Here is a 16,327-nt window from a genome sequence, read left to right as displayed (position 1 = left end):
GAGGCCTCGCGAATGACACGTCCCATCAGGCTCGGCATGCTGACGCCGTCGTCGAACACCGCACTCGAGCCGATCACCTGCGCGATGCTGGCCGGGATCGACGGCGTCTCGGCGCATTTCTCGCGCTTCAAGGTGACGGAGATCGCGCTGTCGGAGCAGGCGCTGCGCCAGTTCGACGCCAGCGAGATTTTGCGCGCAGCAGAATTGCTCGCCCATGCCAAGGTCGACGTGATCGCCTGGAACGGCACCTCGGCAAGCTGGCTCGGCTTCGATCGCGACGAGAGCCTGTGCGAGCAGATCACGGCGGCGACGGGGATCAAGGCCTGCACCACGGTGCTGGCCTATCGCGACCTGCTGCGGCGGATCGGCGCCAGGCGCATCGGGCTGGTGACGCCGTATCGCCGGGATGTGCAGGACAGGATCATCGCCAACTGGAATTCGGAAGGGCTGCACTGCTTCGCCGAGCGGCATCTGTCGCTGCAGGACAATTTCTCCTTTGCCGAGGTCCGCGAGGCCGAGGTTGCAGGGATGATCGAGGAGGTCGTGCGCGAGGGCTGCGATGCCGCCGTCGTGCTCTGCACCAATATGCGCGGCGCCGGCGCGGCCGAACGGCTGGAGCGCGGATTTGGCGTGCCGGTGCTGGACTCGATTGCGGTGACGCTGTGGGCGTGCCTCGCCAAGACGGGCGGCGATCCGTCGCGGGTGCATGGCTGGGGCAGCCTGTTCACGAACCCCGATCTGCGCGCGGCGAGCGCGATCTCCGATCAAGACAATGAAGGCGTGCAGTGACTGAGGCCAAGAGCGAAACCAAGCCGACCCGACGTAGCAAGGAGCCCAAGCGCGCGATGACGGCGCTGCAACGGCGCCGTCTGCGCGTGCCGCGGGTCGGGCTGCACGAGCAGGCGGCTACGCGGCTGCGCACCATGATCGTGCGCGGCGAGCTGGCGCCGGGACAATCGCTGGGCGAGGCTGATTTGTCCGACGCGCTCGGCATTTCGCGCACCCCGTTGCGCGAGGCGCTGAAGCAGTTGGCGAACGAGGGCCTGGTCGAGCTCAGGCTCAACCACAGCGCCGTGATCACGCCGTTCCGCCGCGCCGAGCTCGCCGAATTGTTCGAGGCCGTCAGCGGCATCGAGCGCTGCGCCGCCGAGCTCGCCGCACTGCGCATGGAGGACGCCGATTTCGAACGGCTCGAGGCGCTGCAGGACAAGATCGAGTGGCATCACGGCCGCGGCGAGCTGCGCGACTATTTCCAGGCCAACCAGCAGATCCATTCGGCGATCGTCGGCTTCGCCCGCAACGCGGTGCTGAAGGCGACCCATGAAGCGCTGCTGGCACGGGCCGAGCGTGCGCGCTTCTTCGCGCTCTCGGTGCTCGGGCGCTGGGATGAATCGGTGCGCGAGCATCAGGAGATCCTGGCCGCGCTCAGGCGCCGCGATGCAGCGCTGGCCGGGCAGATCCTGGCCCATCACGTCCGTCGCACCGGCGAGATCGTCGCCGAGACGCTGGATGGCAAGGGAGATGAGGCTGGAGTGCCGGACGCACCCGCCAAGCCGCGCGGCCGCAAGGCGAGGAACGTTGTGTCATGAAGATCCTGCTGCTCAATCCCAACACGACGGCGGATGTGACGGATCTGCTGCATGCCGCCGGCAGCAAGGTCGCCTCGGCCGGTACCGAGCTCGTGCCGGTCACCGCGGCGCGCGGCGTGCCTTATATTGCGACCCGTGCCGAGGCGCAGATCGGCGGCGCGATCGCGCTGGAGATGTTGGCGGAAGCCGGTTCCGGGATCGATGCCGCCATCATCGCCGCGTTCGGCGATCCCGGCCTGTTCGGCGCGCGCGAGCTGTTCGCGTTTCCGGTCGTCGGATTGGCCGAGGCGGCGATGCTCACCGCTTGCATGCTCGGCCGGCGGTTTGCGATCGTGACCTTCGCCGGCGCGCTGGCGCCCTGGTACGAGGAATGCGTCGCCATGCACGGCCTCAGCGCGCGCTGCGCCGGCATCCGCACCCTCGACGGCAGCTTCCAGTCCATCTCCGACGTGCAGGCCGAGAAGGAAGAGCTCCTCGTCGCGCTCGCCAATCAGGCGGTCGCGCAGGATGGAGCCGACGTCGTCATTCTCTCAGGCGCGCCGCTCGCCGGACTTGCCGCAAAGGTCCGCGACCGTATTCCGGTGCCGGTGGTCGATCCGGTCGCGGCTGCTGTGCGCCAGGCCGAGACGCTTGCCGTACTCAAGCCGCGTAAGGCGGTGGCCGGTACCTTCCGCCGTCCCGATCCGAAACCGACGATCGGGCTGGCCGAGCCGCTGGCCGCCATCATCGAACATCGCTCACCGAAAGAGGGGACAAACTGATGTCCTTCGACACCATCATCCGCGGCGGCACCGTGGTCACCGCTGCCGACACCTTTGCCTGCGACGTCGGAATCCGCGACGGCAAGATCACGGCGCTCGGTCACGATCTCGGCAATGCGACCACGATCATCGACGCCACCGACCGCCTGGTGCTGCCCGGCGGCATCGACAGTCATGTCCATTTCGCCCAGCCGTCGGGCGACGGCATCGTGATGGCCGACGGCTTTGCCTCTGGCACCCGCTCGGCGGCGTTCGGCGGCAACACCACCGTGCTGCCGTTCTGCCTGCAGGAGAAGGGCCAGACGCTGCGCGAGGCGCTGAAGCATTACCATTCGCTGGCCGAAGGCGAATGCCATGTCGACGTCGCCTTCCATCTGATCGTCACCGACCCGACCGAGCATGTGCTGGGCCAGGAGCTGCCGGCGCTGGTCGAGGACGGTTATACCTCGCTGAAGGTCTTCATGACCTATGAGGGGCTGGCGCTCTCGGACCGCGAATTGCTCGAGACCATGTCGGTCGCGCGCGAGACCGGCGCGATGCTGATGGTGCATGCGGAAAACTTCGACGCCATCCGTTTCCTCACCGACCGGCTGGAGCGCGCCGGCAATACCGCGCCACGCTTCCACGCGACCTCGCGGCCGATCCCGGTCGAACGCGAGGCCACCCATCGCGCGATCTCGCTGTCGGAGCTCGTCGATGTGCCGATCATGATCGTGCACGTCTCGAACCGCGAGGCGATGGACGAAATCCGGCGCGCGCAGCAGCGCGGCTTGCGGGTGATGGGCGAGACCTGTCCGCAGTATCTGATGCTGACCGAGAAGGATCTCGACCAGCTCAACATGGAGGGAGCAAAGTACGTCTGCTCGCCGCCGCCGCGCGACGTCGCCAGCCAGCAGGCGTGCTGGGAGGGCCTGCAGCAGAAAGTATTCTCGGTGTTCTCGTCGGACCATTGCCCGTTCCGCTACGACGATCCGAAAGGCAAGCTCGCGCCGAAAGGGCGCACCAGCTTCCGCTGGGTGCCGAACGGAATCCCCGGCGTCGCGACGCGGCTGCCGATCCTGTTCTCCGAGGGGGTGGTGAAGGGCCGCATCGATCTCAACAGCTTCGTCGCCTTCAGCGCCACCAACCACGCCAAGATCTACGGCCTCTATCCGCGCAAGGGCACGATCGCGGTCGGCTCCGATGCCGACATCGCGCTGTGGGACCCCAAGCGCAAGGTGACGATCCGCCACGAGCTGATCCATGACGGCTCGGACTACACGCCCTATGAAGGCCTCGAGGTCACCGGCTGGCCGGTGCTGACCATGGTGCGCGGCAAGGTGGTCGTTGATGACGGCACCCTTGTCGGCAGCAAGGAGCACGGCACATATTTGCCGCGTGCCAAACCTCCGGCGGGAGCGACCATCCCGTAACACCCAAAGCAAGAAGGCAGGAGACCACCATGCCCTACGCGACAACAGATGACGGCGTGCGGCTCTATTTCGAGGAGACCGGATCCGGTCATCCGGTGATTCTGGTCCACGAATTCGCCGGCGACCTGCGCAGCTACGAGCCGCAGATGCGGCATTTCGGCAAGCGCTTCCGCACCATCGCCTATAATGCCCGTGGCTTTCCGCCGTCCGATGTGCCGGACCAGGTCTCGTCCTACTCGCAGGCGCGCGCCGCCGACGACATCCTGGCGGTGCTCGATCACATCGGCGCGCCGAAGGCGCATGTCGTCGGCCTGTCGATGGGCGGCTTCGCGACCTTGCATTTCGGATTGCGTCACCCGGCGCGGGCGCTGTCGCTGTGCATCGGCGGTTGCGGCTACGGCGCCGAGCTCGACAAGCGCGAGACGTTCCGCGCCGAGGCCGACGTGATCGCTGCCATGATCCGCAAAGAGGGGATGCCGGCCTTCGCCGAGCGCTATGCCTATGGGCCGACCCGCGTGCAGTACGAGAACAAGGACCCGCGCGGCCACGCCGAGTTCAAGCGCATGCTGGCCGAGCACTCGGCGGTCGGATCGGCCAACACCCAGCAGGGTGTGCAGAAGGAGCGGCCCTCGCTCTACACGCTGGTCGACGAGATGAAGCGCATCAACGTGCCGACGCTGATCATCACCGGCGACGAGGACTGGCCGTGCCTGCTACCGGGCATCCTGATGAAGCAGAGCATCCCGTCCGCCGCGCTCGCGGTGATGCCGAATTGCGGCCACGCCATCAACATCGAGGAGCCTGACGAGTACAACCGGATCGTCGGCGAATTCCTGTCCCAGGTCGAAAGCGGCCGCTGGCCGCAGCGCGATCCCCGTGCCGTGAGTGCCTCGATCACGGGGATGAAGGACTAAAGCGGGATGAGTTTTGGTTGAATCGGTTTGGCGCGGTCTCGGTTCACCTCTCCCCGTTGGGGAGAGGTCGGATTGCGAAGCAATCCGGGTGAGGGCTCTTGCCCTCTCGATAGACCATAACCCCTCACCCGATTTGCTGCGCAAATCGACCTCTCCCAAGGGAGAGGTGAACTTTCGACGCCGTTCCAGCTCAACCTAAATCTCATCAGGCTTTAGGGTGCGTACTCATCGGCAGCGGCTTGCGTGAGAATGCGAGGGGCTCCATTGCCCCTTGCTCAAATGCTCGTGCGCGATCAGCCAACCGGATTGTTGCTTGCGGCACACTCTGGTGCCTCGTCCATTTCCGCCAATTTCTTCGCGCACTCCGTCATGTCGGATCGTCGCCGCGCAATACGCGCGAGAGCAGATCGATTCGTGACGCGCGTGCGTCATAACGATCAATCCAGCATCGTTGCAAGCGCTGCAACCGACGCGTGAGTCGAACGCGCGATGATGAATCGTTGTGACGAAATGTTGCTCGCACAAATCTTACACAGGGCTGTCATCGGCAATGGATAACTTGTCGCAGGTCGACGTCACAAATCTGTAAAATCAAGGGGCACTACGGTGAAAGCCAAATTTCTTTCGACGGTCGGAGTCTGTCTGGTCGCCGCCGCTGCAATTGCGTGCAGCGCCGCCGCTCAGGACGACAGGGATCACGATCATCGTCATCCGCACGACATCCACACCGCAACGCCGATCAAGCATCTCGTCGTGATCTTCAACGAGAACCGCTCGTTCGATCATTACTTCGCGACCTATCCCAACGCAGCCAACCCGACCGGCTCGATTCCGTTCACGGCGAAGCCGCATACGCCGAAGGTCAACAACCTCGCCAACGCCAATCTGCTGACCAACAACCCGAACCTCAATCCGGCCAACGGCACCGGCGCGACCAATCCGTTCCGCCTCGATCGCACCCAGGCCAACACGCGCTCGCAGAACCACGCCTACACGCCCGAGCAGCAGGCGGTCGACAACGGCAGCGAAGACCTGTTTCCGAAGTTCACGGGTCGCGGCACCGCCGGCGGCGTCGGCGCGTTCGGCACCAACGGCCAGGTGATGGGCTATTTCGACGGCAACACCGTCACCGCATTCTGGAACTACGCCCAGAACTTCGCGATGAGCGACAACAACTGGACCGACACTTTCGGTCCGTCGACGCCCGGCGCGCTCGAAGTGGTCTCCGGCCAGACCAACGGCGCGCAGAACATCGTCGGCACGTCGTCTTCGATCGCCGACGGCCAGGGCGGCCTGACGCTGATCGGCGATACCGATCCGGCTTACGATTCCTGCTCGAGCACGTCCAGCCAGGTCCTGATGACCAGCAAGAACATCGGCGACCTGCTCAACGCCGAGCACATCAGCTGGGGCAGCTTCATGGGCGGCTTCGACTTGACGCTCAAGAACAGCAACGGCACCACCAATTGCGGCCGCAGCACCTTCTCGAGCAACGTCAACGGCACCATCGTGGACTACATCCCGCACCACGCCTGGTTCCAGTACTACAAGTCGACCGCCAACCCGACCCATGCGCGGCCGAGCTCGGTGAACGCGATCGGCCACACCTACGTTCCCGGGAGCAAGACGGTCGACCCGGCCAATCATGCCTACGATCTCGAGGACTTCTACGCCTCGGTGAAAGCCGGCAACTTCCCGGCCGTCTCCTACATCAAGATGCCGGCCTATCAGGACGGTCATCCCGGCAACTCCGATCCGCTCGACGAGCAGGCGGGCAATGTCGAGCTGATCAACTTCCTGCAGACGCAGAAGGAGTGGCGCGAGACCGCTGTCATCATCACCTATGACGACAGCGACGGCTGGTACGACCACCAGTACATCGCGCCGACCAGCGCCTCGTATGATCCGACCGCCGATCAGGTCAACGGTCCCGGCCAGTGCGGCCGCGGTGTCGGCAAGCAGACCCAGCCGAACGGCCTCAACGGCCAGCCGGTGAACGGCCGCTGCGGTCCCGGTACCCGCGTCCCGTTCCTGGTGATCTCGCCCTACGCCAAGAAGAACTTCGTCAGCCACACCCGTATCTCGCAGGCGTCGGTCGTGCGCTTCATCGAAGACAACTGGCTGCGCGGCCAGCGTCTCGGCGGCGGCTCGTTCGACGACAGCGTCGAATCGATCACGGACATGTTCGATTTCGATCACGGTCACGATCGTGACGATGACGATCGGCAGAACAAGCTGTTCCTCGATCCGACGGCGGGCACGGTGGTCGTCAGCGCTGACGATCATCACCATCATTAACGCACTGGGACTGGCGCCCTTGGGATCACCGGACGTCATATGAACGGCCGTATGTTGTGGCTTCTCGGCGCCGGCCTGCTTTGCATGGCCGGCGCCGTTGTGGCAGTCGAGGCGCAAGGGCTTCCGGGCACCAATCCGAACCCGGTGCAGCTCAGGCGTCCGCCTGTGGCTCCGCTGTCCGGAATGGCGCAGCTCGGCCAGAAAATCTTCTTCGACGCGTCGCTGTCGTCGTCCGGCGCATTGTCATGCGCGTCCTGTCACAGTCCGGACCACGCCTACGGCCCGCCCAATGATGCGGCGGTCATGCTCGGCGGGCCCACGCAGTCCCGGCAAGGGACGCGCGCCGTGCCAAGCCTGACCTATCTCGAGCGTCAACCCAATTTCAGCATCGGGCCCGAGAAGGACGAGGACGACAACGTCGTCGACTTCGCGCAACTGGCGGCGGCGGGCCAACAGGCCGCGCGCGCCAAGAAGGTTGCGACCGGGACCGCCGCGTCGGCGGTCAACATCGTGCCACAGGGGGGACTGTTCTGGGACGGCCGCGCCGATACGCTGCAGGACCAGGCGATCTTCCCGCTGCTCGATCCCAATGAGATGGACGGCGGCAGCATCGAGGTGGTGGCGCAGAAGCTGCGCCAGGCGAGCTACGCCCCGCGCTTTGCCGAATTGTTCGGCGCCGGCGTCTTCGACAATACGCGGCTGCTGGTCGCGGAGGCGATGTTTGCGGTCGCACGCTATCAGGTCGAGGAGCCGAGCTTCCATCCCTACACCAGCAAGTTCGACTACTGGCTGGAGGGCAAGGCTCGCTTGAGCGAGAGCGAGATGCGCGGCCTGCAATTGTTCAACGATCCGGACAAGGCCAATTGCGCCGGCTGCCACACCTCGGCGCCGACCCGCGACGGCCTGCCGCCGCTGTTCACCGACCATCAGTATGAGGCGCTCGGCGCGCCGCGCAACGCCGCGCTCGGCAGCAACCGCGATCCCAACTATTTCGATCTCGGGGTCTGCGGCCCGTACCGCACCGACATTGCCGAGCAGACGCAGTATTGCGGAATGTTTCTGACGCCGACCTTGCGCAACGCGGCAAGGCGCCGCGTGTTCTTCCACAACGGCGTCTTCACCAGCCTCGAGCAGGTGCTCGATTTCTATAACTTCCGCGATACCAATCCGGACAAGGTGTATCCGCGCGCGGCCGACGGAACGGTGCGGAAATACGACGACCTGCCGGAAAAATATCACGGCAATGTCGACGTCAGCGATCCGCCGTTCGAGCGCCATCTGGGCGATACGCCTGCGATGACGGCGCAGGATGAAGCCGACATCATCGCCTTCCTGAAGACGTTGACCGACGGCTACCAGCCGGAGCGGTGAGCGGCTTGCCACCGTCCGTCGTGGAACCGACACGTCAGTTGGCAGGTCATCGGCATGGGCGCATAATGGGCGGATGCATGTCGTCGAAGGCAACGGCGCAAGAATCCCCGCAATCGGGCTCGGTACATGGGAGCTGCGCGGGCGAACCTGCGCCCGCATCGTCGAGCAGGCGCTGCGTCTGGGTTACCGGCACATCGACACCGCGCAGATCTACGACAATGAGCGCGAGGTCGGCGAGGGGCTGCGCGCTTCCGGCATCAAGCGCAACGATGTGTTCGTGACCACCAAGGTCTGGACCACGCATTTCATGGCGAAGGATCTCGAACGTTCCGCCAAGGAGAGCCTGGCGCGGCTGCGTTTGACCGAGGTCGATCTGTTGCTGTTGCACTGGCCCAATCCGCACGTGCCGCTTACCGAGACGCTCGGTGCGCTGGCGCGGGTCAAGCAGGCCGGACTGGCGCGGCATATCGGGCTCTCGAACTTCAACGAGGCGCAGATCGAGGAGGCAGTTGCGGCGTGTCCCGAACCGCTCGCCTGCGATCAGGTCGAGTACCATCCCTATCTCGGCCAGGCCGATGTGATCGAGGCCTGTATACGCCATGGCATGGCGTTCGTCGCCTACAGCCCGATCGCGAAAGGGCGCGCCAAGGGCGACCGTGCGCTGGCGCGGATCGGCGACCGCTATCGCAAGACGGCTGCCCAGATCTGCCTGCGCTGGTTGGTGCAGCAGAATGTCTCGGCGATCCCGCGCACTTCGAAGCTCGAGCGGCTCCAGGAAAATATCGACATCTTCGATTTCGAGCTGTCGGATGAGGACATGCGCGAGATTACGGCGATGGGGAGCACGGCGGCGCGCTGACGGCCTGATGGCCCATCGGATCCTGGCCTGAGCATCGCGTCGCGGAAAATGGCTAGGCACCGGTCCGGATCGTGCTATTGCCCGCGGGCGGATCGCGGTTTTGGATCGCGAATGGGGGATTGAGGCAGGCGGGTTCCAGCCGGTATTGTAGCCGGTGGGGAGACGACACCGATGTGATCGAGCGGGATGAAGTTTCGGCCAAACGCGGATATGATGGCGTCGGTGTTCGTGCACCTGATGCTGCTCGCGCTGATTTTCCTTTATTCGGAGGTCCATCAGTTCGATCCCGTCGCCGCTGACACGGTGCCGGTCGAGATCGTGACGCCGCAGGAGGTCGCCAAGGCGGAGATTAAGGCGGAGATCAAGCCCGAACCCGATCCGGTTCCGAGCCCATCGCCGACGCCCGAATTGCAGTTGCCGTCACTCGACAAGCCGGTGGACACCGCCAAGCCCGAGCCGGCAGCGCAAGCGCCCCCACCGCAGCCGCAGCAGCCCGCGCAGAAGCAGGCGACACCGGCGCCCAAGCCCAGCCCGGCTCCGCAACATGCTGCGGTAGAGCCGCCCGCGTCTCAGACGCCGCCGGTGCCGCAGCAACAGGCGGCGGCGTCACCGCCTGCGTATACGCAGCCGGAGCCGGACCTGTCCGTCAAATACAATGTCATGCTTGGCTTGCCGCCCGACATCTCCGTGAAGCCGCCGGCCGAAGCGCCGTCCGGTCCGGGCCCCGGCAAGGATAATTTCGACGCCGCGGCCACCGAGCAGGCCGACGTCGGCTCCAGCGTGGTCGCCGAATTCCGCCGCCATCTGAAGACCTGCATGAAGCTTCCGGCGACGTTGAGCACGAGCGATGACGTCAAGATCAAGCTTCGGGTGTTCATGAAGCCCGACGGCAAGCTCGCCGCATCGCCTTTGCTGATCGAAGCCACCGCATCGGAAAAGGGTCCGCTGCTGCTCAAGAGCGCAACCGACGCGCTGCAAACCTGCCAGCCCTATGCGATGCTGCCGCGCGATCGCTACGGCGAATGGAAGGTGCTCGACCTCGATTTCACGCCGCGCGATTTCGCGTCGTGAGTGGAGGCGTCATTGCGAGCGAAGCGAAGCAATCCATGCCTCCGCGAAACGGATAGATGGATTGCTTCGTCGCTTCGCTCCTCGCAATGACAGGCGGCTTGTTCAGCTTCCCATCGCCTGCCAGGCGTTGGAGGCGAACTGCCGGTGCCAGATTACGATCACGACCGCGGCGGTGGTGACGAACAGCACCCACGGGCTGACGAACCAGCCGAGATAGCCGAGCGCGAAGAAGAACGCGCGCTGACCGCGGTTGAAATGCCGGCCCGCGGTTTCGAACAGCCGCGTGGTGCGGATCACATGGGCCTCCGCCTCGGGCGTATCGCGCTGGCCAGCCGGCGGCATCGCGCCGAACAGGATCGCGACATAGTTGAACAGGCGATAGGCCCAGGCGAATTTGAAGAAGGTGTAGATGAAGATCAGGATCAAGCCGATGCACTTGACCTCCCAGAGCGCGGGCGAGGGCGTCAGGTTGACCGGCAGCGCACCGAGCACCGCGAGCGCGTCGTTGGTGGCGCGCAACAGCGCCAGCGCGCCGCCGATCGCGATCAGGCTGGTCGAGGCGAAGAACGCGGTGCCGTTCTGCAAGCTCGCCATGATCTGCATGTCGACCATCCGCGCGTCGCGGTGGAGCAGGTTCCGCACCCAGATCTCGCGATAGACGTGCATCCGCGCCGACAGGCTGTCGCGCCCATAGGCGGTGTGCTCCAGCGTGATGGCATAGACCAGCCATTCCAGCGCAAAGAAGCTGACCGCTAGGATGTCGACCCAATAGCCGGTCATGGTGCCTTCCTTCGTGAACGCGCGGTGCGCCAATCCGCGCCGCGTTGCATCCCGCGTCATGTACAGGTTGAACGCGTGCAATGCACTATGGCAAACTATGCGAGCAACAGGATTCCCCGGACATGCTCAAGCTCGTCATCGGCAACAAGAACTATTCGTCATGGTCGATGCGGCCATGGCTGGCGCTGCGCGCCAACAACATCCCGTTCGAAGAGGTCTTCGTCCCGCTCTACACGGACCAGGCCGACAAGGACCGCATCCTCTCTTTCAGCAAGGCCGGCAAGGTGCCGACGCTGATCGATGGCGACCTCACGGTGTGGGATTCGCTGGCGATCATCGAATATCTCGCCGAGAGGTTTCCCGAGGCGAAGCTGTGGCCGGCCGATCGCGCTGCGCGCGCGCACGCTCGCGCGATCTCGGCGGAGATGCATTCCGGCTTCGTGCCGCTGCGCAGCGAATGCGGCATGAACCTGCACCGGCCGATCCGTGCCATCGCGCTGTCGGACGATGCAAAGGCCAATGTGACCAGGATCCAGGACATCTGGGCCGATTGCCACGCGCGCTACGGCAAGCAGGGCCCGTTCCTGTTCGGGGCATTCACGGGCGCGGACGCGATGTACGCCCCCGTGGTGCATCGCTTCCGCACCTACGCGATCCCGGTGAAGGCGGAGGCGCAGCATTATGTCGATGCCATGATGCAGCTGCCGGCGTTCCAGGAGTGGACCCGTGATGGCCTTGCCGAGACGCTGCGGATCGACCGATTCGAGGACGCCTGACGCTGCACTTCCGAATTGTGACAGCACTCACAAAGATCGCGGCTTGACGCCGCGGGGCCGAAGGCGTCGAATCCGACAGGCTGGTTTCGCAAGTCGTGAAAGGACTTAGACCATGGGCATTCTGGATTCCCTGGAGAATTCGCCGGAGCTGAAGGGCATGCTCGGCCAGCTCGGCGCGGCCGTGATCCCCGTCGTGCTCGGCGAGGTGATGGGCAACGGCGGGCAGGGCGGCTTGTCCGCGATCGTGGCCAAGCTCGAGCAGGCCGGCCTCGGCGAGCAGGTCAAGTCCTGGATCGGCACCGGCCAGAACCTGCCGATCACGGCCGAGCAGCTCCAGCAGGTGCTGGGCAGCGACACGGTCAAGCAACTCGCCGCCAGGTTCAACATCCCGGTCGACCAGCTGTCCCAGGTGCTGGCCCAGCAGCTTCCGGGTGCGGTCGATAGCGCGAGCCCGAACGGCAAGCTGCCGCACACGGCCTGAGCCGGTGGAACCGGGTTCCCGCCGAGGCCCGGGCGGCAATTTCCGGCTGGCACGTAAATTGCTGTCTATCACCCTGAAAAACCTGCAAAAATAGCGCGTTCGCCATGCCCCAATCTTGCTGGATTTGGGGCAGGGCGATGTGCTAGCTTGCCGCAGGGTTCTCAAAATGCCGGCCAGAGCTATCGGGACTGTCAGCTCGGCCAGCAATCTCTAAGAAAATGGAGAGGGCGTTGAAGCACAAGTACTCGATTGGCGAGATCGTCTATTTCACGGCCAGCAACGTGGCGCGCCCCGCTGCGAGCGGCACCTATGAGGTGATCCGCCTGCTGCCGACCGAGGGGGACGACTGCCAGTACCGCATCAAGAGCTCGACCGAAGCTTTCGAACGGGTGGCCAAGGAGAGCCAGCTCGCGCTGTCCTGAACGAGTTGTGCGCAAGCCGGCAGCTGGAGCGGGTTTCCCGCCGCCGCCGTCAAAAGGCCCTGTTCGCAGACCCATTGTGCTGAAGGTTGGACGTCGGGGTGGCGACGTTGGCCGTCGCCGATTGTGCTTACGCTGCGTTGAGGGACATCGCGCATGAATTGGGCTTCCTCGCTGGATCAGATCTGGCGCTCACCGACCTTCCCGATGTGGCTGACGCTGGCCGCCGCGGGGTTCTTTGGGATCGTTGTTCTGGTCACGCTGCTGCGCGCGGAAAAATCCGTCGCCAACGGCGCGCTGACCGTCATCACGCTGCTGTCGATCGCGGTCGCGGTCGCCGCGACGATCCGCGGCTTCGGGCCGGGCGGGCAGGCGGCGGCGCCAAGCGAGACTCGCACCGCGCAATTGACCAGCCAGACGGTGCCGGCGCTGGCCTGCGTCGACGACCTCGCCGGAGACGCCGTTCTCAATGCCTGCGAGAAGGTGCTGTTCGGGTCGTCCGATACGGCCGCGGCGGCGGTCAGCTACGCGGCGGCGCAGATCTCGCGACTGACGGCGCTCGGCGACCTCGCAACCGCGGAGCGCAATTCGACCACCGAGTTGCAGGCGCTGCGCCGCGCCATCGAGCACGACCGGTACGGCCTGGTGGCGTATGCGCTGATGGCGCGCGACCACTGCACGCCGACGGCGTGCCCCGCATTCCGCTCGCTCGGCGACAACCATCAGATCGTCGCCAACATGAACGATCGGACCTACGAGAACCTGGTCACGCGCTACGCGTCGTCCTGGAACGCGACTGCCATGGCCGCCCAGCCGTCTGCTGCCGGCCTGGTCGCGGCGCTGCCGCCGTCGATGCCCACGGGCAAGCCGACCAATGCGGAGTTTCCAAGCTCGGCGGACACCCCGCCGGTCAGCATCATGACGCCCGTACCGGCGAAGCCGTCGGCTGCGGCGCCGGCCGCGCGCGCTGCCGCCGCGCCGCCCGCTGCCCCGAAGCGGCCGCCTGCCGCGAAGCGTCCGGTCCAGATCGCCCCGGCGCCGGCGCCGGCGGCATCCCCGGCCGCGGCAAGCGCGCCGGCGGCCGCGAGCCAGGACTAAGCGCGGGCCTGCGCGTGATGACGGCGGCCTGAGCCGCCGTCATTGCATTGTTCCCGGCGCTAATCCCGATATCCACTGCCGCTTCGATCGCTCCCTTTCCAAAGCGCGCGCCGGCCGCTACATCCGCCGTATGCCGCTTCATCTCATCAAGCTCGCCGTCGGTTGCGACTCGGTCAAGGAACTCAAGGGCTGGGTCGCCGAACGGATGGCGACCGCCAAGAAAAAGGGCCTGCCGCTCCGTCACGTCCACATCACGCGGATGACGCCGAAGCGCGAGGAGGAGATCCTCGCCGGCGGCTCGCTGTACTGGGTGATCCGCGGCGAGATCGCGGCGCGCGAGAAGATCATCGCGATCGAGCCGTTCCGCGACAAGGACGGCATCGGGCGCTGCCGCATCGTGATGCAGCCCAAGGTGATCGCCGTCTCGCCGCGGCCGATGCGGCCGTTCCAGGGCTGGCGCTATCTGACCGCGGACTCCGCGCCATCAGATCTCACCAAGTCGAGCGCGGCGAGCGTGGCGTCGATGCCGGAGCCGATGCGCCGCGAGCTGCGCGACCTCGGATTGCTCTGAGCAATCGGATTGCTGTGAGCAATTACTGAGTGACGAGATGCAGCCGGCTCCATTCGGACGCCGGAATCTCGACATAGCGGCCGCCGCCGGCATTGCTGACGGCGACATCGAGCAGCGCGTGATCTATTCCCATCTCGCCGAGATAGCGCCGGAACTGGTCGGTGAAGATCGAGGTCAGGCTCTCGCGATGCTCGGCCGAGACGTTGGGCGCGAGCCGGTTCTGGATCGCCATGCCGCTCAGCACGACGTGGCTGCCCGCCAGCAGGCTGCGGTGCACGCCGCCCGACAGCATCAGCACGCAGGCGAAATCGCAGGCGATGCCGGACAGCTTCTCCTTCGCATCCAGCGGGCCGCCGGGCCGCTTGAGGGCGAAGCATTCCTCCTCGGATTTTCCGCTGCAGGCCTCGACCTCGGTCGCCGCGACCACGGCATCGATGCTGCGATCGCGCAGGATGCGGCCGAGGCTGGCGGCGACGTTGAGGTTGGAGTTCCCCTTGATGTTGATCACCACCGGGAGCTTGCGGCCGTTCTGCCGGTCGAGGATCGCCAGCAGGCGCTTGTAGGTGTCCCACTGCACGGAGCCTTCGGCCGCGATCCAGTCCGAGCAGCCTGGGCCGCAGGCATCGGACCCACCATGCGCAACATAGAAGATCATCGCGCCGGGCACCGAATTAACCCCGCCGACCGGCGGCCGGGTCTGCGCCTGCGCCGGGCCAGCGGCCAATAGCGCGATGCCGAGAAGAATGCCTTGCCTGAAATACCTGCTCATTCCGACCGCCTGTGAAAGGCGCGATCATCCCTGCGTCGCGAGCGTGGCGCAAGCACGACCCGGCCGCGCAGATGAGGCCCGGGCCTTCATTACAGGTTCGCAGCCTGTCTGCGCGTGAACCGCATCACACTTTACGGATCCCGGTCTAGACCGCGATGTTGTCGATCAGGCGCGTGCTGCCGAGCCTAGCCGCCACCAGCATCCGCATCGGGCCGTCCTTCAGCGATCCGATCGGCGCCAGGGTGGCGGCGTGGCGGACCTCGAGATAATCCAGTACGAAGCCGGCCTTGGTGATGTCAGCGGCGCCGGCGGCCATTGCGGTTGCGGTGTCCTCGCCGGCGCGCAGGCGGCCTGCGGCTTCCTTCATCACGCGGTTGAGCGCGGGGGCCGCGCGCCGTTCCTCCGGCGAGAGATAGACGTTGCGCGAGGACATCGCGAGGCCGTCGCGTTCGCGCACCGTCTTGGATCCGATCACCTTGACGCCGAGGTCGAGGTCCGCGGCCATCTGGGTCACGACCCGGAGCTGCTGAAAGTCCTTCTCGCCGAAGATCGCAACATCGGGCCGGACCTGGGTGAACAGCTTGCCGACCACGGTGGCGACGCCGCCGAAGAAATGCGGCCGGAAGCGATCCTCGAGCCCGGCGGTCGCCGGTCCCTCCGGCACGATTCGGGTGGCGAAGCCGTCGGGGTACATCGCCTTCACTTCGGGGTGCCAGATCAGGTCGACGCCCTCGGCGGCAAGCTTGGCGACGTCTTCCTTCCAGGTGCGCGGATACGAACCGAAATCTTCCGTCGGCGCAAACTGGGTCGGGTTGACGAAGATCGACACAACGACCCGCTTGGCGCGGCGCTTGGCGAGCCGCACCAGCGACACATGGCCGTCATGGAGCGCACCCATGGTTGGGACCAGCGCGACGGTCGCCTTCTTGGCGCGCAGGGTGTCGACGGCGCGACGCAGGGCGGGGACGGTACGGACAACGGTGGGATTTCTCGGCATCTGGTCTCGACTCGTGGGGCAATCCGGGTGGGGTGTTTGGTGTTCGGCAGGTAGCGCAGCTTACCAAGTCCGAACCGCTATCGGCAAACCGCCGTACAAGCATTGCCCGATCTCGAACGCGCATGGATCGCGGGCCTCGTGCCGCCGATCGACGCAGCCGG

At 65.5% G+C, this 16,327-nt stretch carries 17 protein-coding genes; 14 read left to right on the top strand and 3 right to left on the bottom strand.

The window, feature by feature from the left end:
• The first annotated feature begins 12 nt into the window (after nucleotides 1–12).
• From QDT69_RS10740 to QDT69_RS10700, 9 genes are all read left to right on the top strand, one after another.
• Complete coding sequence (locus QDT69_RS10740) at nucleotides 13–789, top strand: aspartate/glutamate racemase family protein (protein ID WP_279706541.1); 777 nt, start codon at nucleotides 13–15, stop codon at nucleotides 787–789.
• The gene (locus tag QDT69_RS10735; RefSeq protein WP_279706540.1) at nucleotides 786–1,589 is read left to right on the top strand and encodes a GntR family transcriptional regulator; all 804 of its coding nucleotides are present in this window, start codon (nucleotides 786–788) and stop codon (nucleotides 1,587–1,589) included. Before QDT69_RS10740 ends, QDT69_RS10735 begins: the two co-directional genes overlap by 4 nt.
• Nucleotides 1,586–2,350 (top strand): aspartate/glutamate racemase family protein, encoded by a 765-nt coding sequence (locus QDT69_RS10730; RefSeq protein ID WP_279706539.1) that lies wholly within the window; start codon nucleotides 1,586–1,588, stop codon nucleotides 2,348–2,350. Before QDT69_RS10735 ends, QDT69_RS10730 begins: the two co-directional genes overlap by 4 nt.
• Entirely contained in the window at nucleotides 2,350–3,762 is a 1,413-nt protein-coding gene (hydA, locus tag QDT69_RS10725) for a dihydropyrimidinase (protein WP_279706538.1), read from the top strand. Before QDT69_RS10730 ends, hydA begins: the two co-directional genes overlap by 1 nt.
• A gap of 29 nt (nucleotides 3,763–3,791) precedes the next feature.
• Nucleotides 3,792–4,676 (top strand): alpha/beta hydrolase, encoded by an 885-nt coding sequence (locus QDT69_RS10720; protein WP_279706537.1) that lies wholly within the window; start codon nucleotides 3,792–3,794, stop codon nucleotides 4,674–4,676.
• A gap of 606 nt (nucleotides 4,677–5,282) precedes the next feature.
• Entirely contained in the window at nucleotides 5,283–6,974 is a 1,692-nt protein-coding gene (locus tag QDT69_RS10715; RefSeq protein WP_279706536.1) for an alkaline phosphatase family protein, read from the top strand.
• 51 nt (nucleotides 6,975–7,025) lie between these two features.
• The gene (locus QDT69_RS10710) at nucleotides 7,026–8,345 is read left to right on the top strand and encodes a cytochrome c peroxidase (protein ID WP_279706535.1); all 1,320 of its coding nucleotides are present in this window, start codon (nucleotides 7,026–7,028) and stop codon (nucleotides 8,343–8,345) included.
• A 73-nt stretch (nucleotides 8,346–8,418) separates the two neighbouring features.
• Nucleotides 8,419–9,204, top strand: coding sequence for an aldo/keto reductase (locus QDT69_RS10705; RefSeq protein ID WP_279706534.1), 786 nt, complete (start codon nucleotides 8,419–8,421; stop codon nucleotides 9,202–9,204).
• Between the two features lie 186 nt (nucleotides 9,205–9,390).
• Nucleotides 9,391–10,275, top strand: a complete 885-nt coding sequence (locus QDT69_RS10700; RefSeq protein WP_279706533.1) for a hypothetical protein — start codon at nucleotides 9,391–9,393, stop codon at nucleotides 10,273–10,275.
• Between the two features lie 102 nt (nucleotides 10,276–10,377).
• On the opposite strand, the gene QDT69_RS10695 is transcribed toward QDT69_RS10700, so the two are convergent.
• A complete protein-coding gene (locus tag QDT69_RS10695; protein ID WP_279706532.1) occupies nucleotides 10,378–11,055 on the bottom strand; it encodes a DUF599 domain-containing protein in 678 nt (225 codons plus the stop codon).
• 122 nt (nucleotides 11,056–11,177) lie between these two features.
• On the opposite strand from QDT69_RS10695, the gene QDT69_RS10690 reads away from it, so the two are divergent.
• From QDT69_RS10690 to QDT69_RS10670, 5 genes are all read left to right on the top strand, one after another.
• Entirely contained in the window at nucleotides 11,178–11,831 is a 654-nt protein-coding gene (locus QDT69_RS10690) for a glutathione S-transferase family protein (protein WP_279706531.1), read from the top strand.
• Nucleotides 11,832–11,943: 112 nt separating this feature from the next.
• Entirely contained in the window at nucleotides 11,944–12,312 is a 369-nt protein-coding gene (locus QDT69_RS10685; protein ID WP_050421692.1) for a YidB family protein, read from the top strand.
• A gap of 218 nt (nucleotides 12,313–12,530) precedes the next feature.
• A complete protein-coding gene (locus QDT69_RS10680; protein WP_094194249.1) occupies nucleotides 12,531–12,734 on the top strand; it encodes a hypothetical protein in 204 nt (67 codons plus the stop codon).
• A gap of 153 nt (nucleotides 12,735–12,887) precedes the next feature.
• Nucleotides 12,888–13,829, top strand: coding sequence for a hypothetical protein (locus tag QDT69_RS10675; RefSeq protein WP_279706530.1), 942 nt, complete (start codon nucleotides 12,888–12,890; stop codon nucleotides 13,827–13,829).
• 130 nt (nucleotides 13,830–13,959) lie between these two features.
• Nucleotides 13,960–14,400 carry a DUF1489 domain-containing protein gene (locus tag QDT69_RS10670; protein WP_279706529.1) on the top strand — a complete coding sequence of 147 codons (441 nt, stop codon included), beginning with the start codon at nucleotides 13,960–13,962 and terminating at the stop codon, nucleotides 14,398–14,400.
• 22 nt (nucleotides 14,401–14,422) lie between these two features.
• On the opposite strand, the gene QDT69_RS10665 is transcribed toward QDT69_RS10670, so the two are convergent.
• The gene (locus QDT69_RS10665; protein ID WP_279706528.1) at nucleotides 14,423–15,169 is read right to left on the bottom strand and encodes a hypothetical protein; all 747 of its coding nucleotides are present in this window, start codon (nucleotides 15,167–15,169) and stop codon (nucleotides 14,423–14,425) included.
• A 145-nt stretch (nucleotides 15,170–15,314) separates the two neighbouring features.
• On the bottom strand, nucleotides 15,315–16,166 hold the full coding sequence (panC, locus tag QDT69_RS10660) for a pantoate--beta-alanine ligase (protein ID WP_279706527.1): 852 nt from the start codon (nucleotides 16,164–16,166) through the stop codon (nucleotides 15,315–15,317).
• Between the last annotated feature and the right edge of the window lie 161 nt (nucleotides 16,167–16,327).

It is taken from the genome of Bradyrhizobium sp. CER78 (genome assembly GCF_029846235.1).
In the GTDB taxonomy this organism is placed as follows: Bacteria; Pseudomonadota; Alphaproteobacteria; order Rhizobiales; family Xanthobacteraceae; genus Bradyrhizobium.
This window is presented reverse-complemented; position numbering and strand designations above follow the sequence as displayed.